Consider the following 25,078-nt stretch of genomic DNA (forward strand, 5'->3'; position numbering starts at 1 on the left):
TAGCCATCTTTAACCCAGTCGATTGTATGTCCGTAATGTTTTATCCTGTTCGGATACCTTTTTTTAATGGATTACTCAGTGACTTAAACACACAAAACGCTAAATCAACTGATTACGTTCTTACATCTTACATGATAAAATAAGACTACTTAATAATTCACATTAAATTAAATATATAATAGTTTAATTTTGCTTTAAATACAAGTACTTTTCTTAATCCAGCATTGTTTTCTGCTGAAAATAGAGGTTCCAACTGTGGCACATGATTATATCTCCTCCACCGAGGAAATAATTGAAAAAATAATGGGTTATCCTAAAAAGCACACACCGAAAAACGGAATCACCCTACTTGTTAAATTCATCCGACTTTTTTATGTCAACGTTTCCATGGAAGACATTCAAGAGCGTTCCGTCGCGGATTTATATGGGATGGTTAATTCTCAATGGGAGTTGATGTTTCACCGCAGGTCTAAAGAAACAAAAATTCATGTATTTAATCCTAATTATGAGGGTGATGGTTGGCAGTCTACCCATACGATTATACAAGTCATAACCAACGATATGCCTTTTTTAGTCGATTCTATTCGTATGGAAATCAATCGGTTAGGACTTACTACCCATTTAATGATCCATATGGGTGGCATTAAAGTTTGCCGAAACAAAAAGCATCAAATTGATGACGTACTCGCTTACTATGTGGAACATTATCAAGAGAGTGTCATGGAAGCGCCAATTCATATGGAGATAGATCGCCAAACGGAGACTAAAGTATTGGCGGATATTCAACGTAATATTCGTCGAGTTTTAAGGGATGTGCGAGCTGCGGTCGAAGATTGGGAGTTGATGCAACAGCGGGTTCAAGAAGCTATTAAAGACTTAGACCCAACGAAGATAATTCAACATCCGGAAGAAATTAACGAAACCAAAGCGTTTTTAAATTGGTTACTGGATAATCATTTTATTTTCTTAGGTTTTCGTGACTATGAAATGGTTGGAGAAGGAAAAGAGCGGGCTTTACGGTTAATTCCCGATTCGGGTTTAGGCGTTCTGCGCGATCACGCGCACAGTAAAATGTTACGACAGTATTCTGATTTGCCAAAAGCGGCACGTAAAATGGCGCTGTCAACCGATCAAATATTAATTATGTCGAAAACAAATACCATGTCGACAGTCCATCGGCCTACCTATACAGATTATATTGGAGTTAAACGCTTTAATGAAAAGGGAGAATTAATTGGTGAGCGCCGTTTTATTGGTCTTTATACTTCGGATGTTTATCGATCGGATCCCCGGGTAATACCTATTATTCGGCTCAAGGTAGAGTCCGTTTTGAAGCGCTCGCGATTGCCTACTAAAAGTCATTTTGGGAAGGACTTGTTACATATATTGGCTACTTTACCCCGGGATGATTTATTTCATGCAACGACCGATGAATTATTTGAATGGGTAATGGGAATTTTACATTTACAAGAACGTCGTCGTATTCGTTTATTTGTGCGGAAGGATGCTTATGGTCGTTTTGTTTCCTGTTTGGTTTACGTGCCACGCGATACTTTTACAACCGATTTAGTGATGCGAATGCAGGATATTTTAGTTAAAGCATTTCAGGGACTGGATGTTACATTTACTACTTATTTTTCTGAATCAATATTAGCTCGTATTCATTTTGTAATCCGTATTAATCCACGGCGTTTACTCGAATATGACATAAAGGAATTAGAAGAAAAATTGGTGGCTATTGGTGTTTCTTGGGAGGATGAATTTTATAAATACGCCCTGGAGTTTTTTGGTGAAGAACGGGGTAATGATATTTTTTCTCGATATCGTCATGCTTTTCCCTTCAGTTATCGAGAAGAATTTAAAGCCCAACAAGCGGTATTTGATGTTGCTCATATTGAAAAATTATCGAAAACCCATCAATTAGAAATGAGTACCTACCGTCCGCGTGGAGTAGCTAAGGACGTTATTCGCTTTAAACTATTTCGTCCCGATTTTACCGTACCTTTATCAGATGCATTGCCCATGTTGGAAAATATGGGTTTGCGGGTAATAGGAGAACAACCTTACGAATTAACGTTCCGAGATGGGCATAAAATTTGGATTAATGATTTTCTTATGACTTATGCTAAAGAGCCAAAGTTCGAAATCGAAATGGTTAAGACAATTTTTCAAGAAGCTTATCAAAAAATTTGGTTTGGAGTGGCTGAAGATGATAGTTTGAATCGATTGGTCTTGGAAGCTCAATTGACTTGGCGAGAAATTTCAGTTTTTCGTGCTTATATGAAATATTTTCGACAAGTAGCTTTTACCTTCAGTGAAGGATATATAGCGGATGCTTTGGTTGATAATCCAAAGGTCGCACGGCTCCTCATTGAATTATTTCAAAGTTATTTTGATCCTAAGCGAACATCTGAATCAAAAGAACAGTTAGAAAATATCGAACAAAATATTCAAAAAGAATTAGACGCTGTAGCTGTTCTCGATGAAGATCGAATTCTAAGACGATATCTAGATTTAATTCACGCCACTTTGCGTACGAATTATTTTCAAATGGACGAAGAAGGGAATCCAAAATCTTATCTTTCTTTTAAATTGGACTCTTCAAAAATTCCCGATATGCCCTTACCTCTTCCGAAGTATGAAATATTTGTTTATTCACCTCGATTCGAAGGCGTTCATTTGCGTTCTGCCAAAGTGGCTCGAGGAGGAATACGCTGGTCGGATCGGCGAGAGGATTATCGGACAGAAATACTTGGTTTAATGAAAGCTCAGCAAGTTAAAAATTCCATTATTGTGCCGGCAGGTGCGAAAGGAGGATTTTACCCAAAGTGTTTGCCCTTAGAGGGAATTCGTGAGGAAATTATGCAAGAAGCAATTTTCTGCTATCGGAATTTTATCCGTGGCCTCTTAGATTTGACGGATAACTTAAAAGATGGAGAAATCATTCCACCCCCAAATACAGTCTTTTACGATGGACCCGATCCTTATCTCGTAGTTGCCGCTGATAAAGGTACAGCGACATTTTCAGATATTGCGAATATTGTAGCAATTCAAAAGGGTTATTGGATGGGGGATGCTTTTGCGTCAGGAGGATCAACCGGTTATGACCATAAAAAAATGGGAATTACTGCAAGAGGCGCGTGGGTGGCTGCAAAACGTCATTTCCAAGATTTAGGAATCAATTTGGATGAATCAGAAATAACGGTAGTTGGTATCGGGGATATGAGTGGCGATGTATTTGGAAATGGAATGTTATTGTCAAAACATATTAAATTAGTAGCGGCCTTCGATCATCGGCATATTTTTTTAGATCCGGATCCTCAACCGGAGCTCAGTTATCAAGAACGGTTGCGATTGTTTAATTTACCTCGTTCCAGTTGGGATGATTATGACCGAACTTTATTATCCAAAGGTGGAGGAGTTTACTCTCGATCAGCTAAAGCGATTCGGTTATCGCCAGAAGCACGAATCCTCTTAAATCTCGAAAAAGAAATAATCGTACCAAATGAATTAATTTGCGCTATTTTGAAAGCACGAATGGACATGATTTGGAATGGAGGAATTGGTACTTATATTAAATCGAGCAATGAAAAAAATAGCGATGTTGGTGATCGCAGTAACGATAATTTACGTGTAAACGCTAAGAATGTTCGCGCACGAGTTATATGTGAGGGAGGAAATTTGGGGGTTACCCAATTGGGTCGAATTGAATTTGAATTAAAGGGAGGAAAACTTAATACTGATTTCATTGATAATTCTGCAGGCGTTGACTGTTCTGATCACGAAGTGAATATTAAAATTCTATTGAATCAGATCGTGGTCAGAGGAGATATGACCGAAAAGCAGCGTAACCAGTTATTAGCCAGCATGACAGATGAAGTGGCTCAATTAGTTTTGCAAGATAATTATTTTCAAAATAAAGCTATTAGTTTGGCGTCCTATTTGACGGTGCAGGATTTAAATTTGAATATCCAATTTCTTAATGCTCTGGAACAAGAGGGGAAAATTAATCGAGCGTTGGAGTTTCTTCCAGATGATAATGAGTTGCTTAAGCGTCGAGCTGCGGGAATAGGATTTACCCGACCTGAATTAAGCATTCTCTTTGCTTACAGCAAAAATATTCTAAAAGCGAAGATTAAAAAATCGGAATTAGCAAAAGACCCCTATTTGTCGCAATATGTAAGCTATGCGTTTCCCAGACCATTGCGACGCCGATTTGCTAATCAAATGAAGGAACACTATCTTGCTAAAGAAATTATTGCTACACAACTTAGCAATCAACTTGTTTCAATGATGGGTATTACCTTTATCTATCAAATGCAAGATGAAATGGGCGTTTCAGTTTCTTTAATTACCCGTGCTTTTGTGACGGCTTTGAAAATATTTAAAATGGAGGATTTGTTAAAAGAAATCGACTCCTTAAATTCCAAAGTTGATCCGGCTGTCCAATATCAAATTAATGTAGACGCTATTCGTCTCATTCGTCGAGCGACGCGCTGGCTGTTGCGTCATCGTCGAGAAGATCTTGACATTGCCTCTACTATTGCACATTTCCGAGATCATGTTACAGCTATATATATTCGTTTACCTAAACTATTGTTAGGGGCTGATAAATTAGCAATGGATGAACAGCAGAGCACTCTGGTAAACCAAAATGTTTCAGCAGAATTGGCATTACGTATAGCAGGCACGGCTCCGCTTTTTCACGCGTTAAATATTGTTGAGGCGGCAACCACTCACCATGAAGAAGTCTTTCGTGTAGCAAAAATTTATTTTATGTTGGTGGACCGATTAGATTTATTTTGGTTTCGTAAAAGGATTAACGCTTATCCCGTTGATGACCGCTGGTCAGTTTTGGCGAGAGCCGGCTATAAAGGTGATTTAGATTGGATTCAGCGAGAATTGACGGTACGAGTCTTATTGGATACAAAAGCGCGCAGTATTCCAGGAAAGGTTAAAGAATGGCTCACTCGACATGAGACTATGATTCGACGTTGGCAAGCGATTTTAGCGGCAATGCGTAATGCGGATAAAAAAGACTTTGCTATACTCTTCGTAGCCATTCGGGAGTTGTTCGATTTAACAGCAAGTACGGCCAAAGAATCATGAGGATACGGTATGCTGGATTACGTTTCACGCTTCGTGACTCTTAACGGAACAAAAATGGATTATTTGGAAGCCGGCTCAGGGAAGCTGGTCCTTTTTATCCATAGAATGCCGATCTCATCTTATTTGAGGCGTCATATTCTTCCTGATTTATCGGACACTGCGCATTGTCTTGCGTTGAATCTAATGAGGATAGGAAAGTCGGATAAACCTGATATTGATTATACAGTTTTTGAGCATATTGATTATGTTAATCAGTTTATTGAGACGTTAAATCTAAAAGATATAACTTTGGTTGTTCATGGATGGGACTCCGTAATTAGATTCGATTCTGCCAAACGTAATAATGCGAATGTTAAAGCGTTAGCATTTTTTGAATCACACATTCACCAAGCTACGGATTAGAAAACATTATCATTACCAGTTCAACAATTAGCTACCTTATTACATCGTCTGGACACGAGTTATCGAGCTATTATTGAACAAAATTATCTTAATTTAATAAATTATTACCTTCAGGAATATTATTTAAGCTCAGCGAAGAAGATATGGAGCATTATCGTCATCGTCGTCCCTTTTTAACAAAAGAAAGTCAAAGCCGCTATGGCAACATGTTTAGGATTTGCCCTTGAATGAAACTGAAGGACCTATCATAGAGTTAATGAAAAAATATTCGCATTGGTTACAAAAATCCCGCAACAGAAATTAATGATGTATGCGGTACCCGGTTTTATGACAACAATAGGCACTGTTCAATGGGTAAAAAATAACCTAACTAATTTAACGCTCGTCGAATTTCGGGACGTATTACATTTTGCACAAGAATCTATTCCTGATATCTTTTCGCACGAGTTGTGAAAATGGTATGTAAATAACTTTAAATAGCAATCCTTGCATTTCTGCAAAAATACCCCTAAGATTTTTATGTGGCGTTAATTCACTAACTTGAAAGGATCAAAATTATGAGTAAAAAAGGCGTTGTCATTGCTTCAGCTGTTGCTGCTGTTGTTCTTTTAACCGGTTGTATTCCACGGGAACCTATGCCAGTGGTTCAACCTGTTTATCAAACAGGTCCAAACACAAAATTGGGTCCGACCCATCATCATTGCAAATGTTATCACCATCATCATTGTGTTCGTTGCAATCATACGCATATGTAAGCTGAATGCGCTATTAAAAAAGCCAGGTGTCATGCCTGGCTTTTTTTATGGTATTTCGTAACTATATTCAGTTCTCGGGAATTTAGAGAAAGTTCAGTTTTGCGTTGATGAACTTTTTGGTGCGATAGTACGATAGTACGATAGATAGATGAATAGTTATGTTAGTTCTTCTTTAAGACTAAGGGTATCAACATGAGTTGGTATTTCCACTTTTTCAATTTTATTAAATCGCCCGGTAATTTTTTTGGACGATTTTTGCACTTCTGCGATTCCTTCGTAGGCCATATTGATGTGTCGCGATAAATTATCCATCCGCTTTTGGAAACGATCAAAGTCTTTGCTAAGCATGTTTAAATGTTCTCGAATGATATGCACTTGTTTACGAGTAGCTGCATCTTTAAGAACGGCTCTGGCAGTCGTTAAAATTGCCATCATCGTTGTGGGAGATACTAACCATACGCGGGATTGATGAGCTTTTTCGACTAAATCAGGGTAGCTAGCATGAATTTCGGCAAATACGGCTTCTGCGGGAATAAACATTACAGCACCATCAGCCGTTTCTCCAGAAATAATATATTTATTTGCGATGTCTCGAATATGTTTTTTAATGTCAGTTCGGAATTGTTTTTCCGCGTTAATGCGTTCTCCTTCCGACAGGTGGGTGTTATGAATTTGCTGGTAGCTTTCGAGGGGAAATTTTGCATCGATGACGATATTACCCGTCGGTTCCGGTAAAAATAAAATGCAATCACAACGTTTGCCGTTGCTTAACGTGTGTTGGAGTGCATAATGGGATTTTGGTAGCATATTATCAATTAAATGGGTTAATTGCACTTCTCCAAAAGCACCGCGTGAACGCTTATCGGATAATATTTCTTGTAGAGTCACCACACTGCTTGATAATTCAGTGATCTTTTTCTGAGCTTCATCAATAATGGTCAATCGTTTAACGACATCGGTGAATGTAGCCGTTGTTTTCTCGAAACCTTCCGCTAATTTACGATCCACGTGACCGCTAATTTCTTTGAGTCGTTCTTGTGTTTCATGAGTGAGTTTCTCCACTTGATTGCCTAAACTTTTCGCATGAGTGGCAAGCGTGGCCCCCACTTGTTCGTGAACGCTTTGCATATTCTGCACGAGACTGTCTTGAATTAATTTCAAACTCTTTATTTGGTGCTCATCAAATCGCCGTCGTTGCTCGTTTTGTTCTTTTTGCTGTTGGTTAATAAGAAGTTGAACAAAATTCCGTTGTTCGTCAGCGTGTTTAAGTCGATCCTGAATAGTGAATAACTGTTGGCCAAAGGTTTTATACAAGCGATAATGTTGTTTTACTGCTAGATAGATCAAAATACCTACCCCGATACTGATTAGGGTAGAAGTCCCAAGAATAATCAGTATTGATTGGCAATCCATCATAGTATAATAATACGCGAATTTTAGGAGATTGTATGGTTGCTCGTTTGCCTCAAGATCGAGTAGTTAGTATTGGTGAATGCATGATCGAAATAGTCCCGCAAAATGATCGCAATTTTCATATTTAGTCGAAAAATGTTAGAGGAATGGTTAGCAGAAGGAATCCAAGTTTCTTTCGTACGACAGATTTCTACCAAGCTATCTCGTTTGTATTTTATTCAAAAACAATGAGGAAGGTGAACAATTCTTTTTATTATTATCAATCACAGTCGCCTGCACGTGAATTATTTGAAGGTGAGGAGGGTGATCGTTTATCTCAATCATTGCTAAAATTCAACACGATTTATTTATCAGGAATTACGATGGCTATTCTGCACAAAGCCGGACGTACTCTAAACTTATCGACTGTCTTCAGGAAGCGCGTCAGAGCTGTTATAAACCAAATATTGAAAGTGACGACAATAGGGTTAATAGGGTTGCCATCGTTTTCGGACGAAGAAACGCTTTTGAGTGAGAAAAATCCATAAGTAACCGTGGAGCGGTTTCATGACTGTGGGGTTGAAAAAGTGGTGATGAAACAAGGTGATAAAGGGTATTGGTTATCTGATCGCACGGGTCAGAGGCAGATTACTATCGAAAAAGCACCGCAAGTGGTTAACACCAGTGGAGCGGGATATTCTTTTAATGGTGTTTATTTGGAGGCCCGCCTTGAGGGCCAGAGACTCCCCAGAGGAGGCTTCTCATAAAGCTGCTCGGATAGCCGCTATTGTCGTTAGCCAAGTGGGGCTATAGTGACGATGGATTGATTTTAGATTATAATTTTCAAAAGCTTCGTACGAGGAGATGAATCACTAGAATAAGCGTTTCAGTAGTATTGGAAGCAGTTCTTTCTTTTATGGCGATGAATGTTTTTGCAAAGAATTGTTTTATTGAGGTCAAGAACGAAGGAAATAGTGCCGTGAGAAATTAATCAAACCAATAAATCCTCAAGAGAAAATGTTTGTAACTTTTCCTTGTCAAAATGTTCCTGTTGTTTAAGGTCATCAATAAAGGTGCCATTAGAAGTACTATTTTAAATTTAAGGACGATCTTTTAAAGCAATTTTTAAATGAAGAGGATAACCCCCAAGCATACCTTAATTTTTCCTCGTGACTTCGAGGCAGTCTATAGTTAGAGAACACTCAATGTAGTGATTGTCAAACCGATTTGGGAATGCCCGGAAAGCCCGCCTGTCTAGAACCGGATTGTCCTTGTAATCCTTGTTGATAAAGTCACTGTTCTGAACTAAAGAATAAGGGGATTTTGAACAAAATCCCCTTGCTTGCATTTATTGCGATGAGTATAAAAATTAGCATAGAATTAGTCGAAAAGGGGATAGAATTAATGTTCAGTGGAAGCTTAGTTGCTGTTGTCACACCTATGAAGTCAGATGGGAAAATCGATTATAAGGGTTGGGAAAAGCTGATTTATTGGCACCTGGCCAGCGATACTGATGGATTGGTTATTCTAGGTTCGACTGGTGAAGCACCAACAATCACTTTTAAAGAACGAACAAAAATGATTCGCCAAGTAGTTGATCAAGTTAATGAAGAAATTCCAGTGATTGTGGGTACGGGTTCTAATTCAACTTCCTATACCATAGAGTTAACTCAACATGCAATGGAATCTGGTGCTGATGCTGCATTAATAGTCACCCCTTATTACAATAAACCTACTCAAGAAGGGCTTTTCCAACATTTTCAAGCGATTGCAGGGGCTGTACCTGTTCCTCAAATACTTTATAATGTGCCTTCCCGAACCGCTTGTGATCTCCTACCCGAAACAATACTCCAATTAGCGGAATGTTGTACCAATATAATTGGTATTAAAGAAGCGACAGGAGACATCGGACGGGTTAGGCAATTATTGCAACAGGGTAATCGATTAGATTTATTCAGTGGAGATGATAATACCGCAATGGACTTTATGTTGGCAGGTGGTAAAGGTGTGATTTCGGTGATTGCGAATATTTTGCCGAAGAAATTTCACGCTTTATGTGGGGCAGCAATTTCTGGTAAGATGGACCTCGCAAAAAAATACAATGACGAATTGTCGCCTTTATATAAATTACTCTTTGTTGAATCCAACCCTATCCCTATTAAATGGGCATTATCTCAAATGGGAATGATTCCTGAAGGCATTCGTTTGCCTTTAACACCTTTTAATGAAAAATACCATAACGAAATGCGAGAGGCGATGCATCGAGTAGGTATCAAAAATTTGTGATGGAGTAACTACTATGCGATATACAGCATTATTAACGACAATAACAACGCTTGTATTTTTAGGGAGCTGTGCAAAGTATTCCGACGATTATATTATTAATTCTCGAACAATCGCTCCTTTGGTTGTATTTTCAAATACGCCTATAAAAAAAGGACAGAATTATTATCCCGTTCCAAATACACCTTCCGTAAAGCAAAAAGCTTCGCAACTTCCACCGGGCAGCAATTTAGAGCAGTTTCAAAACCAAATTCAATTGCAATCATCACCTGCCAGCCAAAAAAATCTAGTTGCGATGCAACCTTCTATTGATAAACAATCCAGTTTAATTATGTCTGACAATATTAGTCAGGCTTGGATGAAGATAGGGCGTGCCTTACAAAAAACTTCTTACCAGATACTGGACCAAGACAGCACGTTAAGTTCTTTTTATATTTTAGATATCAAAAGTACGAATAATAAAATTATTAAAGCGACTCCAATTTATCGAATTTATCTGAAGCCTCGAGGGAACCAAACGCAAGTAGTTTTGTTAAATAAAAATAACCAACCTACAGCGAAGGATGTAACCCAACGGATATTATCAGCTATTCAACAAAAAATGCCTTAAAGGAGTAAAAGATGAATTTAACGAAACAAAGATTACATTATAGTGGAAAAGTTAAATCCATGTATGAGACCGGAATTTTTAATTGCAGAATTTCGTTATGATACCACAGCGTTTGATGGCGAAAAACACGAAAAATTAGCCAGAAAGGGAATAGTTAATAATAAAATTAATGCCCATATCATGTAGGTGTTAAAAGATTTTGGCATTCTTATCCATTTTGAAAGATTAATTGCATCTAATGAATCCATTGTTCGTTGTCTTAAAATGATTCCTCTCGAATGTGTTGTACGTAATATTGCTGCCGGCAGCTTATGTCGTCGTTAAGTTTCGGGTGGGCGACTCAGGCACAACTTGATCATATGAAAGCACTGTCGTTGAAAATTAATAAGGTGCTTTTTGCCTTGTTCTCAAATCCTAATTTTATTTTAGTAGATGCAAAGTATGAATTTGGTGTCAGTGATGGTGAAGTTTATCTGGGCGATGAAATAAGCCCCGATTCCTGCTGTATCTGGGACGCAAAAACAAAAGAACCTATGGATAAAGACTGATTTCGTAAGGATCTAGGCCGGGTGGTTGAATCCTACCAAGAAATTGCTCATCGTTTACAAGTTCCCTTAAACTAGTCGTTTTATTTTCGGCGGGTGTTCGTTTTTTTGCGATGGGCTCGTTTTAGCTCAGTTCTAAATTTGCTAGCTAATTCCTATTTCTATAGAATGGTTCCTCCCTCCTAGGAGAGGTACCGAAGTGGCCATACCGGCACCGACTCGAAATCGGCTGAGGCCTTTACCGGCCTACGCGGGTTCGAATCCCGCCCTCTCCGCCAATTTAGTTCTGAGCTAAAACGAGCCCATCGCATTTATATCAGTCGCTGAAATGCATGGAAGAAAGAGGTGCTATTGAAAGTTCTCATCACATTTGACAAGTATGTAGCCAAATTTTTCGATTGCAATATCAACTGCCCTCTTTAAGCAGCAGGAGATGCAGTATTCGCTATCTTTCCAGCTTTTTCTATGAATTTCCGCTCAGGAAGTGCTCTAAAGAAACCAAAAATGTTTGCCTTGAGCTAGTGAAGAATAAATTTTATCTTTTCAACAAATGATTGACGTGCGTAATTATCAGGCAAAAGCAAGGTATTCTCACAAAGTCTTTTCTTAAATTTTTCTATATCGCGATTGAGTGCGTCGTTTCTTAGTTCAACAACAACCTCCCTTTGTTTCTGAACACTAAGCCAGTTTACCAGCTTTCCTCTAAGTTCAGTTAAACGGTTCAGACACAATTTTTCTAAAGCAATGGCTTGATGGTATCTAGCAAATGTGTCTTGAGCAGATTTTTGGCTTTTCAAAAAAAGTTTGTACTTTATCAGTATTAGTTCGATTTAATGGCGGTCCAATAAACTTTATAGCTATAGTATTTGGGTTATTCTCTATTAGTATCTGCTCAAGGTATTTGAAGAAAAGAAGATGAAGAATAGGTATCTGATGACACTCGGTAAAAAAGTTTTTTGGATCAGATCATTTAATTCTGGATAAATATCTTGTTGGTTATAGTCACCATACTTTTGCTTAAAATCTTCATCGTTATTTGTCATAAAAATAACGATCTCACTTGCTATAGCATTACATGTTTCTAAATCTATTTATTTGTTAATACAGGGTTTTTCAATTTTTCTAAAGGTAAATAATTTCGTTGTTTAACTTCTTTCGTCATAACCATCTCCCTCGTTAAAGTAAAATGTCAATTACAATAAAAATTTTACTCCGCTTTTAAAGGTTAAATATTGCAACTTAAAAATGCCTCTGCTGTGACTAATGGAGTACAGAGTGAAGCACTAGCTTTAGTGATAAAAGGCATCTTCCGATAACAACTAAATTTTATTAAAGTTTTTCTAGTTAGTACTCGTTATGTCACTTTTTACCACCAGGAAAAAAATGGGTATTTTAAGGGTACTTTATTAAATTTAATTTTTTCAAATTTATAATAATCAAATAAGATATTCTTGTAATTCAATAGTCGCCCTCTCCGCCATTAACTTATCTATATCCGTCTGTATCTGTCTATAACCCATTTTTACTTCTAATTTTTTATGGTATTGTTTGTCCACTAATATAGACCTCCCAGGTTCCTTCCAGGTTCCTTATGAATCGCAAATTACTTCTCAAATTTGTTCTGAAGAACATTTTAATGTATATTTATATTGATATTGAGTTGTCTCCCTAAGGAGAATGGAGGAAAAATATAGATAAATTTTTTCATTTTTTTGATAAAAAAGCAGCAAGGATCATAGATAATGGTGTTACTTTTAGTATCAAGGTATAAGTACTTTAATAGTGATCACTTGGTTCATCAGTGGCTTTTTTAAAATTCTCAGACACTTGGCAGCTTGTTATTAACACCGCTACGACTATTAATCTTTTTGATTCTTTTCCTGATTCAGAATACTCAAAACCGGGATACCGAAAATATCCAAATTAAATTGGATGAATTAATCAAGGTAAATAAAAAGGCAGATCACTCCGTGATGGATTTGGATTGACTATCCGATAAACAATTAAAAAAGCTTGAAGAGGCCTATAAAAAACTGGTAAATGAAAATTAAAAATCATGAGAAACGGCTCAAGGTGAAGGAAAGCATAGGGAAATAAATTAAACTTTATTTCAAGAGTTAATTTACTGATTTTGAAAAGAGATTAATAATTACGACTCCAGACACAATTAAAAATAACCCTATTATTGCGAAGGCATCCAAATGCTGTTGGGAAACAACCTACCTAAATAAGTGAAATAAACACTAAATAAAATACTATTTCGTAACCAATGATTACAATAATGGACGGTCCGAATTTAGCAAAACCCTCAGAAACTTTAAGAGCAGAGGTGCTGATTAATTTAGAAATAATTATGATAAAAAATAATTTTCTAATTAAAAAGGGAATATTAACCTATAATCACAGTTTTTTTATTCATAAATTCTTGAATGCCTTCTTCTCCTAACTCTCGCCCGTACTCAGAATTTTTGACGCCCCCCAAAAGGCAGGCGTGGATCAGATTTGACGAAAGTGTTGATGGCACACGGTACCACAGCCTGAAGTCTTCGAGCGGCGATATTCTCACCTCGTGTGGTATTTTTTGTAAAAACGGCAGCGCCCGAGACCAAATTTTGAATCGTTAGCTAATTCAATTGCTTTTTCTTCATCTTTAGCGCGAATAAGGGCAATTACGGGCCCAAAAATTTCTTCATTAAACACTCATTGACCTGGATTCACTATTGATAACAGTGTAGGAGGAGGATAATAGAAGCCTTTACTTTTGAGAATTTCTCCTCCTGTTTCTAATAGGGTGCCATTTTCAATGGAATCACGAACTTGTTGATATACGTTGTCCCATAAATCAGAATGGGCTAGGGGACCAAGATCAGTTTCTTGTTTTAAAGGATCGCCCATTTGATAGGATTTCATTTTTTCGAAGATGAGATCTTTGAAGTCGTCATAAACGGTATCTACAATAATTAACCGCTTTTCAACGATGTAGGATTGTCCGGAATTAAGCAGTCTCGCATTTTTGATTTGGTTTTTACAATTCGAGGTTTTTAGAAATTCTTCGGCCTGTTCAGCATAGTTAGTAATCGCAAATCCAGGCACATTTTTTTTAACTTCCGCTTCGCCGGCGGTAATTGGCTTACCCATTTCTTTTGCCATTAATTTTGCGTAATCTCTTTTATCTGCAAGTAATAATTCAGCCACCTGGTGTAATTTTTCTCTACGCTCTGTAAAACTGACCGTATGCTGATTTTCGTAAGCCTCGTGTACTTTATAAATAACTTCTTCAATTTCTTGATCGGACATTTCTTCATATTCTTTGAGTACTTTCCCAATACTCGGATTAACGGTTTGTATTGTCATCCTTATTTCCTCAACAAAATGATGCGGATTCGCTTCTTTCCAGAGTTTTTGATATCTTTTACATTTTTTCGGAATTCGCCCCTTCAAAATATCTTTAGGTTTAAGGTAAGGAAAAATTTCATCATAAGGTAATAGAGCCGCATCTCGGCTCACGCCCCGGTATATGAAAGGGTTATAAATCTTCTGGGCGGTTCAAGTCCGGCAACGCCTAATACTTCAAGGAAACTTTCAAGGAAACTTTTTAGGCTGCTTTCATGGAATTTTTTTATACAAAAAATAGCTTTTTCATCAATGTGAAGGGCATAGCGGCGTTTCGGATCTTGGGTAGTAACGCCTGTGGGACAGATGTTGAGGTGGCAGCGGTGTGACTGCACTATAACCTAGAGCAAACATCATTCCACTTGTGCTATTTAAAATATCTGCTCCAAGAGCAATTTTTGTTAGTATATCGAAGCCAGTAATGACCTTGTTACTGCCAATTAATCGGATATGTGGGCGGGGCACCAATGCCTACTAAGCAATTATTATGCGCAAATATCAAGCCTTCATTAAGTGGCATGTACGCGGTCGAAAAATTCTAAGGGCACCGCACCTGTACCCCCCCTTCTGAACCATATATGACGATAAAATTCGGATAAATCTCCATTTCTAATATGACTTTGCAAATAACCATAAATTCCTCAAGGATGCCAATACAAAGCTTGAACGCAGTCGGCTTTCCGCCACTAAGTTCCCGAAGCTCTTGTACAAACTCCAGTAAACCAATGGGAGTTTAAAAGTAGAGTGCATAGTGGGGCGGATATACAATTCCACACCAGTTTCTACTCCGTGTGCTTCTGCCAATTCTTTATTAACTTTTGCCCCGGAGAGAATAGCATTATGTGACGGTTTAGCACCTTGAGATATTTTTATTTCCACCATTCTAACGTTAGGAATTCGAGACCTTGCTTTAAATTGTTCTGGGTCAAATTTTCCCTCTTTGGTGCGGCAACCAAAATAAGCGGTGCCAATTTTACACAGGAGATTGCCGCCTTCAATTAAATAGTATTTACTTAATCCCCCTTCGCCCATATCTTGATGGAAATTGCCCATCTTTGCACCACGATTTAAAGCCCGAATTGCTTCGGGGCTCATGGCTCCAAAACTCATAGCAGAGATTTAAAGCGAGAGGTGGAATAGGGCTTACTATACTACTCACATAGCTAGGCTTGTGTACATCCAGCTGAGTTTTGAAGGGCTTGGTATCTACACTTTTTTACTCGCTTGTAAACGAGAAATTGCTGAACCTGGGTAAAAACGGAGCACCTTCTTCCTCGTCTTCGATAAAATAAGCGTGGATTTCTGGACGAATACCGAGGAGGATATGGCGCCAGTGCCTCAAAACGGGATAATTCCTTAAAATATTATTGCTAAAATATTTCTTTCTTTTTGAAAGATATCATAGAGCCTGACAAAAAAAGAGGGCTAGCCATAATAAGACCCCACAAAATAGGAGGCCAAAAAAAGCTACAATAAAAATTGCTATAAAGACAATTGCTTAATTAAATAAAAATAATTTTTTAATATACGGTATTTTTAACTAGTTAATAATTGAATTGAAATGCGCTTCTAAATTTTGCACAATAACTAACTATGAAAAAATTTTGGAAAGCCAGTAATTTTGATTATTATTTGCCCCGCAATTAATTGCGCAACAGCCTTTGCCAAAATGATCCGCTAGCCGATTGTTATGCATTGATCGCAGTCAAAAAACGATATCTTATCAACAACTTATTCATTTTGTTAACTTTGTGGAACCCAACGATTTAATTGTGATTTAATTGTTTTGAACGATACCAAAGTCATTTCTGCTCGCTTGTTAGGTTATAAAGAAACAAGAGAAAAATTAGAATGTCTCATTGAACGTATTTTATCGTCCAACCGATTTTTGGCTCATATACCAGTGAGCAAAGCACCCGGAGCGGGAAGTCGAATTATTATTAGAGATAATTTTGAAATTCTAGTCACGGATCAGCATGAGGATTTATTTGAATGCGCTTTGGATCTCTCACTATCGCTCTTAGATTTGTTACATAAATATGGGCAAATACCTTTGCCCCCTATATTCACCGGAATCTTAATAAAGAGGACCAATGTCGCTATCAAACAATTTTTGCTGAAAAAGAAGGAGCTATCGCAACACCCATGACAGGGTTACATTTTGACAATGACACATTTAAGCTTCTGCGTAAAAAAAACATTGCTTTCGCACGTGTTACGTTACATGTGGGAGACGAAACTTTTCAACTCGTTCGCGTGTGGAATCTTTGTGTGAGCATCGGATGCATATAGCGAATGGATGGAAGTTCCTCCCTCCATGTGTAAGGCTATCAAGTTGTGTCATGAAAACAACGTCGGGTAATTGCCATCGGGACGACAGTTATGCGCTCTTTAGAGACAGCTGCCAGAAGTGGAGAATGCCAACCCAATATATGATTATTGGGGAGACTGATTTATTTACCCTGGATTTAAATTTAATTGCGTGGATATGTTGTTAACTAATTTTCACTTCTCAAAATCTACTTTGTTGATGCTGGTCTGTGCTTTTGGTAGTTATGAATTAATAATGGAAGCTTACCAAGAGGCAGTTAAGAAAGAATATCGATTTTTTAGTTATGGTGTGATCCAATGTTGATTTCATAGAAGCCCTTAGCTAAGCTACATGCCCTAATAATAGCTAGGAGATACTCGTGACATATCAACATATTTGTATTCCCACCCAAGGTGAAAAGATTACGGTTAACAATGAAGGTAGTTTAAATATACCGAACCAACCGATTATTCCCTATATAGAAGGAGATGGCATCGGGGTGGATATTACGCCAGTGATGAAAAATGTTATCGATGTAGCAGTAGAGAAGGCCTATAAGGGAAAGCACAAGTTGGCGTGGATGGAAGTTTACGCGGGTGAGAAAGCCACCAAAGTGTATGGAAAAGACATTTGGCTGCCCGATGAAACTTTGGAAGCGATTAAAACGTATCAGATAGCTATTAAAGGTCCTCTTACCACGCTTGTCGGCGGAGGGATTCGTTCGTTAAATGTAGCGCTTCGTCAAAATTTGGATCTCTATGTCTGTCTTCGTCCTGTGCGTTATTTCAAAGGTGTGCCAAGCCCGCTGAAGGCGCCTGAAAAAGTGGATATGGTTATTTTTAGAGAAAATTCAGAAGATATTTATGCGGGCATTGAATGGAAGGCAGGAAGCCCAGAAGCCATTAAACTTATCAATTTTTTACAAAAAGAAATGGGGGTAAAGAAAATCCGTTTTCCGAAAATGGCAGGTATTGGAATTAAGCCCGTTTCTCAAGAAGGAAGCACTCGGCTCATACGTCGAGCGATTCAATATGCCATCGATAACAATAGCGATTCCGTAACCTTTGTTCACAAAGGCAATATTATGAAATTTACGGAAGGTGCCTTCAAAGATTGGGGCTATGAGGTGGCCGTTAAAGAATTTGGCGCAAAACCATTGGGTAGTGGTCCTTGGCATTCGTTTAAAAATCCAAAGTCGGGTGAAACCATAATTATTAAGGACATAATTGCTGATGCTTTTTTACAGAAAATTCTTTTGCGACCCTCTGAATATAGTGTTATCGCTACCCTCAATTTGAATGGTGATTATATTTCGGATGCTTTAGCAGCAGAAGTTGGCGGAATTGGTATTGCTCCCGGTGCTAACTTAAGCGATACCATTGGTTTATTCGAAGCGACCCATGGTACCGCACCTAAATATGCGGGACAAGATAAAGTCAATCCGGGTTCTCTCATTTTGTCCGCTGAAATGATGCTACGTTACCTCGGTTGGGGAAAAGCAGCAGATTTGGTGATTAAAGGAATTGAATGTGCCATTGAGCGTAAAATGGTAACCTACGATTTTGCTCGTTTGATGGATGATGCTCACGAGGTTAGTACGTCCCAGTTTGGCAAGACAATTATCGAGCATATGTAAGGGCTTATCACCGCTTGCCACAAGGGCAGGGGTTGTGGGTAGAGCGAGTCAAAGAGAATTAAGTCCTGGGAGTCTGGCTTATAGATTTATGACTAACGGTCATAGTCATTTCTACGATGCCAAATAGTCCTAACTCCTGGACACAGACTTGAAATTTGCTTATCTGTTTCCGGGCTATTGGTTTGGTTAACTTAATTAATCTCTTCTCGTCGGAAAATTAGCAGATAAATAGCCTCTAATGTTTAAATATCACCATCTTCAAAAGCGGGTCTCAGTCTCGTGGCATGTTGTTTTAAAGCATATTGAATAAGTTTTTTGGGAGTTCATCTGATGTTTGAATGACTTTCAATTTTTGAAAGAGTTTTCTCGTCGTTAATAGGGGCGACAGACCCCCCTTCTGAAAGGCAATCTAATACTTTTCAGTAATCACTTTAGGTTTTCGTTGTATAATTGCATAAACGAGAGCCGATAGAGGGCCAATTTTTGCTTAACTCCCTTACGCTTTTAAGGAGCAAAAAGCCCATGAGAATTGGGAGCTGCAGAATAGCCTGATGTGGTTGATCTTGCTCCGCCAATACGCGGAGTATTCTCATTCTGCTCCTCCTCAAGCTTGTTGACTCCTTCTTCCAGGTGGTTTCCTTAGCCATCCTTTCGGCGAAATTCGTTAAGCTGGCTTATCTCTTCGATCAACTTATGATTTAACATAATCTTAAAACGGTAAAGGATCTTAAAAAAATGCTTATAACTACTTGTAAATCAAAATAAAAAAGTGTCAATACGACGAATCTCCCACAAGAGTAGGAAAAACTTTTTTCTTTTTACCACATTTAAGAATAAGTGGAGAGGATGTTAATCACTTAGCGTAGGAGGAGGGAGGGCCCCGGGGTCATGTTTAGTAAAACTCTGGAGAAGACCTTAAATTGCGCGTTTTTCCAAGCTTGAGATAGGCGTCATGAATTTATCACCGTTGAACACCTTTTGCTGGGCCTTTTTGGATAACCCCGAAGGAGCAAGAGTGCTTACCGCTTGCGAAGCCAATTTGGATCGCTTAAAGGTGGGTTTTGGTATCTTTAATGGCGATTTTATGATGTCCAATATAACGACCCTCCCGAAGTGACAGGAACGAACATTTTAACTGCCATTTTTAGTGAGCCTAAAAGTCAAGCAGTTTATTTCTTGAGCCAAGAGAATATTAGCCGAATCGATATTATCAATTATACCACTCAAGGTATCATTAAACCCTGCCATGAGACCCGTTTTATCCCAGATCATCATCAAATGTCAGAAGGCACTGGAATGCAAGAAACCACGGTGGATGAAAATCTAATCGATCTTTACACAATAAATTACGCAAGAGCGTGGAGTAGACGCGTAGACCCGATTATTGGTCGGCAAGAAGAGTTAATGCGTTATATTTAAATTCTTTGTCGACGAACTAAAAATAATCCTTTTTTATTGGTAGGCGATACAGGGGTAGGTAAAACGGCTATTGTGGAAGGATTAGTGCAATTAATTGTGCAAAACTGAGTACCGAAACCTCTTTCTCATGGCACTGTTTATTCTTTGGATTTAGGGATATTACTTTCAGGTACCAAATATTGGGGTGATTTTGAAAAACGGTTTAAGTCGGTATTAAAGGGCCTTAAGTCGAGAAGCTGGCGCGATTGTATTTATTGATTTGATGAGATTCATAATTTAATTGGTGTGTGGGTCAGCTATCGGCGGCACCATGGATGCGTTAAATTTGATTAAACCACTTTATTAACCATAGGCGAACTCTGTTGTATGGGGACCTACTACTCTATGAAGAGTTTCGTAATTTCTTTTCGAAAGACCATGCCTCATATTGTCGCCAAGATGGCACGAATCCCTATTTATAATATTACTCAAAAATATTACTCAAACCGATAAAGAATTGTTACTGGAATTACCTAAGCAACTTAAAAAAGTAGTTTTTGGGCAAAGTAAAGCGGTGGAAGCTCTGTGTAACGCTATTAAATTATTGAGTGCGGGCTTAAATAATGCTGATACCAGCCAGTAGGATCATTTTTGTTAGCAGAGGTCCTACTAGGAAGTAGGTAAAACTGAAGTCACTCGTCAACTAGAAAGTGCATTGGGGATTGAGTTAATTCGATTTGATATTGTCGGAATATATAGAACGTCATACGGTCTCTCGTTTAATTGGAGCCCCCTTTTAATTACTTGGAATTCGACGATACTTAAGATTTTAGCATGGAAGCGAAACAATGGCTGGCCGAGCATGGTGCTGAGCATGGTTATAATAAAAAAATGGGTGCCTGCCTCAATGGCCAGCATAATCCAAGAGAAATTAAAAATTCCTTTGGCGGACCAGTTATTATTTGGAGAACTCCATGTGAAGGAGACGAAATTGTAGTCGACGTAGTGGAAGGGTCAGCTGACTATTCAACATTTAGTGAATAATTTACAGGAGGACTATTCTTCTATTCTTCTGATTGAGCAGATTTTCTTCCTGCTTCACGATATACAATTCGGCCCCGGCTTAAATCATAAGGAGTTAATTCTATGATCACTTCGTCACCCGTTAGAATGCGAATATAGTGTTTGCGCATCCGCCCAGAAATATGGGCTGTGACGACATGACCATTTTCAAGCTTAACTCTGAAAGTTGTGTTAGGCAGCGAATCAATCACTACCCCTTTCATTTCAATAGATTCTTCTTTTGGCATAAGACTTGATTCTGTTTAAAAAAAGTAATAGTGCCTGAAATAGTCTCTTTAATCAATAGGTTTTTAAATCCCAAGAAAGTCAAAGTGTTAATTCATTTAAGAAAGCTAACTCTACTTCGTTATTATCATCTTGGATGGTGAAGAGAAAGACCTGTCTGAACAGATCTAGCAAAGAATTCGAGTTGAGAAAACTATTTTTTTAGATTATGGAGAAGAGTTTGCCGAAGCAGTTGCTAAAGATGGCCTTTATAAAACAACCAGTTTATGGTCACGAGTAAGTAGTGCATCAGCAGACGCTTTTGCAAAAGGTTAAGGAGGACATTTTGTTGAGGCGCTTAGCTCGAGCAGTAATTAAGGAAACGCGATTAAACTCTCTTACCTATGATCTTCATGAGCTCGTTAATGAGGTTTTTTGAAGTAGTCACTCTGTGAATAAGCTCAAATAGCGCTCCGCATCCAGCGCTGCCATACAACCCATTCCTGCGGCGGTGATGGCTTGCCGATATACGTGGTCGGTAACGTCGCCCGCCGCAAATACACCCGGAATGTTAGTGGCGGTAACGTTGCCTTCTAAACCGGATTTGGCGCGTAGGTAACCTGCCTCATTCATATCGAGTTGGTCCTTAAAGATTTTTGTATTAGGGTCATGACCAATGGCGATAAACAAACCATCGATGCGGAGTTCTTGAGTTTTCTCATCTTGAACATTTTTAAGACGAACGCTGGTTACGCCTTGATCATTGCCGAGGACTTCGTCAACTACGTGGTTCCATTCAATGTTGATATTTCCATTCTCCACTTTTTTCATTAATTGTACAGTAAGCATTTTTTCGGAACGTAATTTATCCCGACGATGAATGAGTGTCACATGAGAAGCGATATGGAAGAGGTAAAGAGCTTCCTCTACGGCTCTATTTCCGCCCCCTACAACAGCGACTTTTTTCCCGCGATAAAAAAAACCGTCACAGGTGGCACATGACGAAACTCCTTTGCCCATATAAACCTTTTCCGAAGGTAGTTCCAAATAGCGGGCGGAAGCCCCTGTAGCTATGATTAAAGCATTACAAGTGTAAGTGCTGCTATCACCGGTGAGAACAAAAGGCCGAACTTTTAAATTTGCTTCACGAATATGGTCAAAAATTATTTTGGTATCAATACGTTCTGCATGTTTTTGCATTCTCTTCATAAGTTGAGGACCTTGTAATCCCGGTGCTTCGCCAGGCCAATTATCCACATCTGTGCTAGTCATTAATTGCCCGCCTTGTTCAATTCCCGTGATCATAATAGGTTTGAGATTAGCGCGGGCGGCATAGATGGCTGCAGTACAGCCGGCGGGACCTGAGCCTAGAATGATAAGAGAATGGTGTTGTTCATTATTCATGATTTTATCTGATTTAGGTGTTTGTTAGAGAATTATTCGGGCTATAATACTAACCGCAATTATCCAGCAGTTCTAGTGTTCATTTAATGACGGGTGCGATTAGAACTGAGATTTTTTCTCTCCCAGTTCTAATTGCATTTTCATCGACATAGATGAAGGAGTTCCGATGAAGCGAGGTAAAAAGTGCAAAAAAATAGAAAAGGAAACGAAGATCAATTCTCGAACGAGTTTAAGCTATCGTTTGCGCGAAGGATGTTTTATTTTAGTGCTCACATTTTCCGTTTTCTTCCTTCTTGCCCTAGTGAGTTATCACCCCTCAGACCCGAGTTGGTCGCATAGCGTAGCAATTAAAAAAGTGGCTAATGTTACAGGAGAAATAGGGGCATGGATTTCTGATTTTCTTTTATACACGGCTGGATACTTAGCTTATCTTTTTCCTTTCATTCTTTCCTTTGCTGGATGGATTTTCTTCCGAAATCGACATAAACAACGGACTGAACCTCTCATAATATGGTCTTTGGTTCTTTTACGTTCTCTGGGATTTTTATTGCTGTTATTAGCAGGCACAGGGTTGGCTGTTATTCATTTGTCTTTCTCACCTTCTCATCTTCCGTTTAATGCAGGTGGAATACTCGGCACTGTGGTGGCGGGAACATTACTGCCTATTTGTAATAGGGTGGGAACCACATTAATTTTGTTTTCTTTCCTAATGATTGGAATCACTTTATTCACCGGCTTATCTTGGTTTTGGTTTTTGGAATTTTTTGGTGGAGTTTTAATGAAGCTCGCAAAATTAACAAAAGAACAGTTGCGAGTAATTTCATGGAAAGATTTATTTCCCATACCCTCCCTCAGAAATCAAGAGGTATCGGTCGCTATTCCTCAAATTAAACTGGTAGAGCCGGCATTCATTCCAGAACCGCAGGAAATGAATACTAAACCAAAAATCGCTGAACGTCCCAAATTGGAAATTGTGGATACAGAGTTTAAAGCACCTCGATTTAAAGGTTCTGTGATCATTCCAGATCTTTCTTTGCTGGATAAACCCGTTAAGGATCATGAAGCCTCTTATTCCGAAGAGGAATTACAACAAAGGTCTAAAGAATTGGAATTACGTTTGGCAGACTTTGGAGTTCAGTCTCAGGTGGTAGCCGTCCATCCTGGGCCTGTGGTAACTCGTTTTGAGTTAGAGCTGGCTGCTGGGACAAAGGTAAGTCGGGTAACTAACTTAGTGAAAGATTTGGCTCGTTCTTTGTCGGTGATCAGTGTGCGAGTGGTTGAAGTCATCCCAGGTAAATCCGCTATTGGCATTGAGCTCCCTAATAAGGTTCGGGAGGTAGTGTCCTTGTATGAAGTTTTAGCCACTAAGCAGTATCAAAATGCACGATCCAGTTTAACGTTGGCATTAGGGAAAGATATCGGGGGTCACCCGGTCATCGTTGATTTAGCAAAAATGCCTCATTTGTTAGTAGCAGGCACAACGGGTTCCGGTAAATCCGTTAGTTTGAATGTCATGTTGTTAAGCCTTCTTTATAAAGCTACTCCGAAACATTTACGCCTTATCCTTATTGATCCCAAGATGCTGGAACTTTCTGTTTATGAAGGGATCCCCCACTTGCTCACTCCCGTAGTGACTGACATGAAAGACGCAGCTTCAGCGTTACGTTGGTGTGTGGCCGAAATGGAGCGGCGTTATCGTCTCATGGCTTCGTTGGGAGTACGTAATATCCTGGGCTACAATGCTAAAGTGCGAGAGGCGAGTGAAGCCGGAGTGCCTTTGCTAGACCCCCTTCAAAGCAATGAAGAAGGGAAGCTGCCAGAGCTCCAAGAGTTGCCACAGATTGTAGTAATTGCGGACGAATTTGCGGACATGATGGTAGTAGTAGGCAAAAAAGTCGAGACCCTCATCGTTCGCCTCGCGCAAAAAGCTCGCGCAGCAGGGATTCATTTAATTTTTGCTACTCAACGACCCTCTGTAGATGTGATTACGGGTTTAATAAAGGCTAATATTCCTACCCGTGTTGCTTTCCAAGTTTCTTCCAAAATTGATTCGCGGACTATTTTGGATCAACAAGGAGCAGAACAACTATTGGGCCATGGAGATTTGCTTTACTTAGCCCCGGGTACGGGAGTCCCGGTTCGAGTCCATGGCCCTTATGTCAAGGATGAAGAGGTGCATCGCGTAGCGAAATATCTGAAGAAGAGCAGCGAAGCCAATTATCTAGAAGGAATTCTCGATGAAATGACGGCTCAGGATCTAAGAGGATTTACAGAAGCTGCTTTAGGGGGTGGATCCGAGGAAGGCGAACGAGACCTCCTTTACGACCAAGCGGTAGAGGTCGTTATTCGGTCTCGGCGGGTTTCTGTGTCGAGTATTCAACGCCGCTTTAAGATTGGGTATAATCGAGCTGCCCGAATCGTGGAAGCCATGGAAATAGCCGGTGTGGTTAGTCCCATGGAAAATAATGGAACCCGCGAAGTGCTGGTTTCCTCACAAGAAAATTAAAATGGTGAACCCGCGAAGGTTCTAAATAATGTGTTTGGGTCAAAAAT

The 25,078-nt window shown here is 39.0% G+C and carries 17 protein-coding genes, 1 tRNA gene and 5 pseudogenes; 15 read left to right on the top strand and 8 right to left on the bottom strand.

Annotated elements, in window-relative coordinates; translation table 11 throughout:
• The first annotated feature begins 303 nt into the window (after positions 1-303).
• From CleRt_RS04185 to CleRt_RS04195, 4 genes are all read left to right on the top strand, one after another.
• Complete coding sequence (locus CleRt_RS04185; RefSeq protein ID WP_048875785.1) at positions 304-5,109, top strand: NAD-glutamate dehydrogenase; 4,806 nt, start codon at positions 304-306, stop codon at positions 5,107-5,109.
• Positions 5,110-5,118: 9 nt separating this feature from the next.
• Positions 5,119-5,511, top strand: a complete 393-nt coding sequence (locus tag CleRt_RS11790) for an alpha/beta fold hydrolase (RefSeq protein WP_235378817.1) — start codon at positions 5,119-5,121, stop codon at positions 5,509-5,511.
• Between the two features lie 273 nt (positions 5,512-5,784).
• Complete coding sequence (locus tag CleRt_RS11795) at positions 5,785-5,964, top strand: hypothetical protein (RefSeq protein ID WP_235378819.1); 180 nt, start codon at positions 5,785-5,787, stop codon at positions 5,962-5,964.
• 104 nt (positions 5,965-6,068) lie between these two features.
• Positions 6,069-6,266 (top strand): hypothetical protein, encoded by a 198-nt coding sequence (locus CleRt_RS04195; RefSeq protein ID WP_048875209.1) that lies wholly within the window; start codon positions 6,069-6,071, stop codon positions 6,264-6,266.
• 156 nt (positions 6,267-6,422) lie between these two features.
• On the opposite strand, the gene CleRt_RS04200 is transcribed toward CleRt_RS04195, so the two are convergent.
• On the bottom strand, positions 6,423-7,679 hold the full coding sequence (locus tag CleRt_RS04200; RefSeq protein ID WP_082160499.1) for a DNA recombination protein RmuC: 1,257 nt from the start codon (positions 7,677-7,679) through the stop codon (positions 6,423-6,425).
• Between the two features lie 572 nt (positions 7,680-8,251).
• Between CleRt_RS04200 and CleRt_RS11800 the strand changes: the two genes are divergently transcribed.
• From CleRt_RS11800 to CleRt_RS04225, 5 genes and pseudogenes are all read left to right on the top strand, one after another.
• Positions 8,252-8,425, top strand: coding sequence for a PfkB family carbohydrate kinase (locus CleRt_RS11800; protein WP_235378821.1), 174 nt, complete (start codon positions 8,252-8,254; stop codon positions 8,423-8,425).
• A 637-nt stretch (positions 8,426-9,062) separates the two neighbouring features.
• A complete protein-coding gene (gene dapA / locus CleRt_RS04210) occupies positions 9,063-9,944 on the top strand; it encodes a 4-hydroxy-tetrahydrodipicolinate synthase (protein WP_048875786.1) in 882 nt (293 codons plus the stop codon).
• 13 nt (positions 9,945-9,957) lie between these two features.
• Entirely contained in the window at positions 9,958-10,551 is a 594-nt protein-coding gene (bamC, locus tag CleRt_RS04215; RefSeq protein WP_048875211.1) for an NlpB/DapX family lipoprotein, read from the top strand.
• Between the two features lie 11 nt (positions 10,552-10,562).
• Positions 10,563-11,174 (top strand): annotated as a pseudogene (locus tag CleRt_RS04220) (phosphoribosylaminoimidazolesuccinocarboxamide synthase).
• Positions 11,175-11,281: 107 nt separating this feature from the next.
• A tRNA-Ser gene (locus CleRt_RS04225) sits at positions 11,282-11,374 on the top strand.
• Positions 11,375-11,614: 240 nt separating this feature from the next.
• Here the strand turns inward: CleRt_RS04225 and CleRt_RS04230 are convergent.
• The gene (locus CleRt_RS04230) at positions 11,615-11,893 is read right to left on the bottom strand and encodes a hypothetical protein (RefSeq protein WP_048875212.1); all 279 of its coding nucleotides are present in this window, start codon (positions 11,891-11,893) and stop codon (positions 11,615-11,617) included.
• 1,004 nt (positions 11,894-12,897) lie between these two features.
• Between CleRt_RS04230 and CleRt_RS14065 the strand changes: the two are divergent.
• A pseudogene (locus tag CleRt_RS14065) lies at positions 12,898-13,084 on the top strand (low affinity iron permease family protein).
• A gap of 235 nt (positions 13,085-13,319) precedes the next feature.
• Here the strand turns inward: CleRt_RS14065 and CleRt_RS11805 are convergent.
• The 4 genes and pseudogenes from CleRt_RS11805 to CleRt_RS11815 form a co-directional block, all read right to left on the bottom strand.
• On the bottom strand, positions 13,320-13,484 hold the full coding sequence (locus tag CleRt_RS11805) for an SMR family transporter (protein ID WP_306686823.1): 165 nt from the start codon (positions 13,482-13,484) through the stop codon (positions 13,320-13,322).
• Between the two features lie 174 nt (positions 13,485-13,658).
• Positions 13,659-14,450, bottom strand: a pseudogene (locus CleRt_RS09040) (aldehyde dehydrogenase family protein).
• A gap of 149 nt (positions 14,451-14,599) precedes the next feature.
• Positions 14,600-14,824, bottom strand: coding sequence for a glutamate synthase-related protein (locus CleRt_RS11810; protein ID WP_235378824.1), 225 nt, complete (start codon positions 14,822-14,824; stop codon positions 14,600-14,602).
• Between the two features lie 274 nt (positions 14,825-15,098).
• Positions 15,099-15,584: a glutamate synthase-related protein gene (locus CleRt_RS11815; protein ID WP_235378825.1), complete on the bottom strand. Its 486-nt coding sequence runs from the start codon at positions 15,582-15,584 to the stop codon at positions 15,099-15,101.
• A gap of 498 nt (positions 15,585-16,082) precedes the next feature.
• Here CleRt_RS11815 and queA point away from each other — a divergent pair.
• The 4 genes and pseudogenes from queA (at position 16,083) to CleRt_RS10045 (ending at position 20,878) form a co-directional block, all read left to right on the top strand.
• Positions 16,083-17,132: pseudogene (gene queA, locus CleRt_RS04240) on the top strand (tRNA preQ1(34) S-adenosylmethionine ribosyltransferase-isomerase QueA).
• 41 nt (positions 17,133-17,173) lie between these two features.
• Positions 17,174-18,436, top strand: a complete 1,263-nt coding sequence (gene icd, locus CleRt_RS04245; RefSeq protein ID WP_235379207.1) for an NADP-dependent isocitrate dehydrogenase — start codon at positions 17,174-17,176, stop codon at positions 18,434-18,436.
• 888 nt (positions 18,437-19,324) lie between these two features.
• Positions 19,325-20,628: pseudogene (locus tag CleRt_RS09045) on the top strand (Clp protease N-terminal domain-containing protein); the annotation flags it as partial.
• Between the two features lie 40 nt (positions 20,629-20,668).
• Positions 20,669-20,878 carry a hypothetical protein gene (locus CleRt_RS10045; RefSeq protein ID WP_053097879.1) on the top strand — a complete coding sequence of 70 codons (210 nt, stop codon included), beginning with the start codon at positions 20,669-20,671 and terminating at the stop codon, positions 20,876-20,878.
• 20 nt (positions 20,879-20,898) lie between these two features.
• On the opposite strand, the gene infA is transcribed toward CleRt_RS10045, so the two are convergent.
• Together infA and trxB are read right to left on the bottom strand one after the other, a co-directional pair.
• Positions 20,899-21,144, bottom strand: coding sequence for a translation initiation factor IF-1 (infA, locus tag CleRt_RS04255; protein WP_048875214.1), 246 nt, complete (start codon positions 21,142-21,144; stop codon positions 20,899-20,901).
• Positions 21,145-21,565: 421 nt separating this feature from the next.
• Positions 21,566-22,525 carry a thioredoxin-disulfide reductase gene (trxB, locus tag CleRt_RS04260; RefSeq protein ID WP_048875215.1) on the bottom strand — a complete coding sequence of 320 codons (960 nt, stop codon included), beginning with the start codon at positions 22,523-22,525 and terminating at the stop codon, positions 21,566-21,568.
• 166 nt (positions 22,526-22,691) lie between these two features.
• Between trxB and CleRt_RS04265 the strand changes: the two genes are divergently transcribed.
• Positions 22,692-25,031 carry a DNA translocase FtsK gene (locus CleRt_RS04265; RefSeq protein WP_048875216.1) on the top strand — a complete coding sequence of 780 codons (2,340 nt, stop codon included), beginning with the start codon at positions 22,692-22,694 and terminating at the stop codon, positions 25,029-25,031.
• Positions 25,032-25,078: the final 47 nt, after the last annotated feature.

It is taken from the genome of Candidatus Coxiella mudrowiae (assembly GCA_001077715.1).
GTDB lineage: Bacteria > Pseudomonadota > Gammaproteobacteria > Coxiellales > Coxiellaceae > Coxiella > Coxiella mudrowiae.

Bases quoted from the DNA above. Each gene is read 5' to 3' on its own strand.
- CleRt_RS04185 (WP_048875785.1), top strand. From the start codon at position 304: ATGGGTTATCCTAAAAAGCACACACCGAAAAACGGAATCACCCTACTT.
- bamC (WP_048875211.1), top strand. From the start codon at position 9,958: ATGCGATATACAGCATTATTAACGACAATAACAACGCTTGTATTTTTA.
- CleRt_RS11815 (WP_235378825.1), bottom strand. From the start codon at position 15,584: ATGAGCCCCGAAGCAATTCGGGCTTTAAATCGTGGTGCAAAGATGGGC.
- trxB (WP_048875215.1), bottom strand. From the start codon at position 22,525: ATGAATAATGAACAACACCATTCTCTTATCATTCTAGGCTCAGGTCCC.
- dapA (WP_048875786.1), top strand. From the start codon at position 9,063: ATGTTCAGTGGAAGCTTAGTTGCTGTTGTCACACCTATGAAGTCAGAT.
- infA (WP_048875214.1), bottom strand. From the start codon at position 21,144: ATGCCAAAAGAAGAATCTATTGAAATGAAAGGGGTAGTGATTGATTCG.
- CleRt_RS04195 (WP_048875209.1), top strand. From the start codon at position 6,069: ATGAGTAAAAAAGGCGTTGTCATTGCTTCAGCTGTTGCTGCTGTTGTT.
- CleRt_RS04265 (WP_048875216.1), top strand. From the start codon at position 22,692: ATGAAGCGAGGTAAAAAGTGCAAAAAAATAGAAAAGGAAACGAAGATC.
- CleRt_RS11790 (WP_235378817.1), top strand. From the start codon at position 5,119: ATGCTGGATTACGTTTCACGCTTCGTGACTCTTAACGGAACAAAAATG.
- CleRt_RS04200 (WP_082160499.1), bottom strand. From the start codon at position 7,679: ATGGATTGCCAATCAATACTGATTATTCTTGGGACTTCTACCCTAATC.
- CleRt_RS10045 (WP_053097879.1), top strand. From the start codon at position 20,669: ATGGAAGCGAAACAATGGCTGGCCGAGCATGGTGCTGAGCATGGTTAT.
- CleRt_RS11800 (WP_235378821.1), top strand. From the start codon at position 8,252: ATGAAACAAGGTGATAAAGGGTATTGGTTATCTGATCGCACGGGTCAG.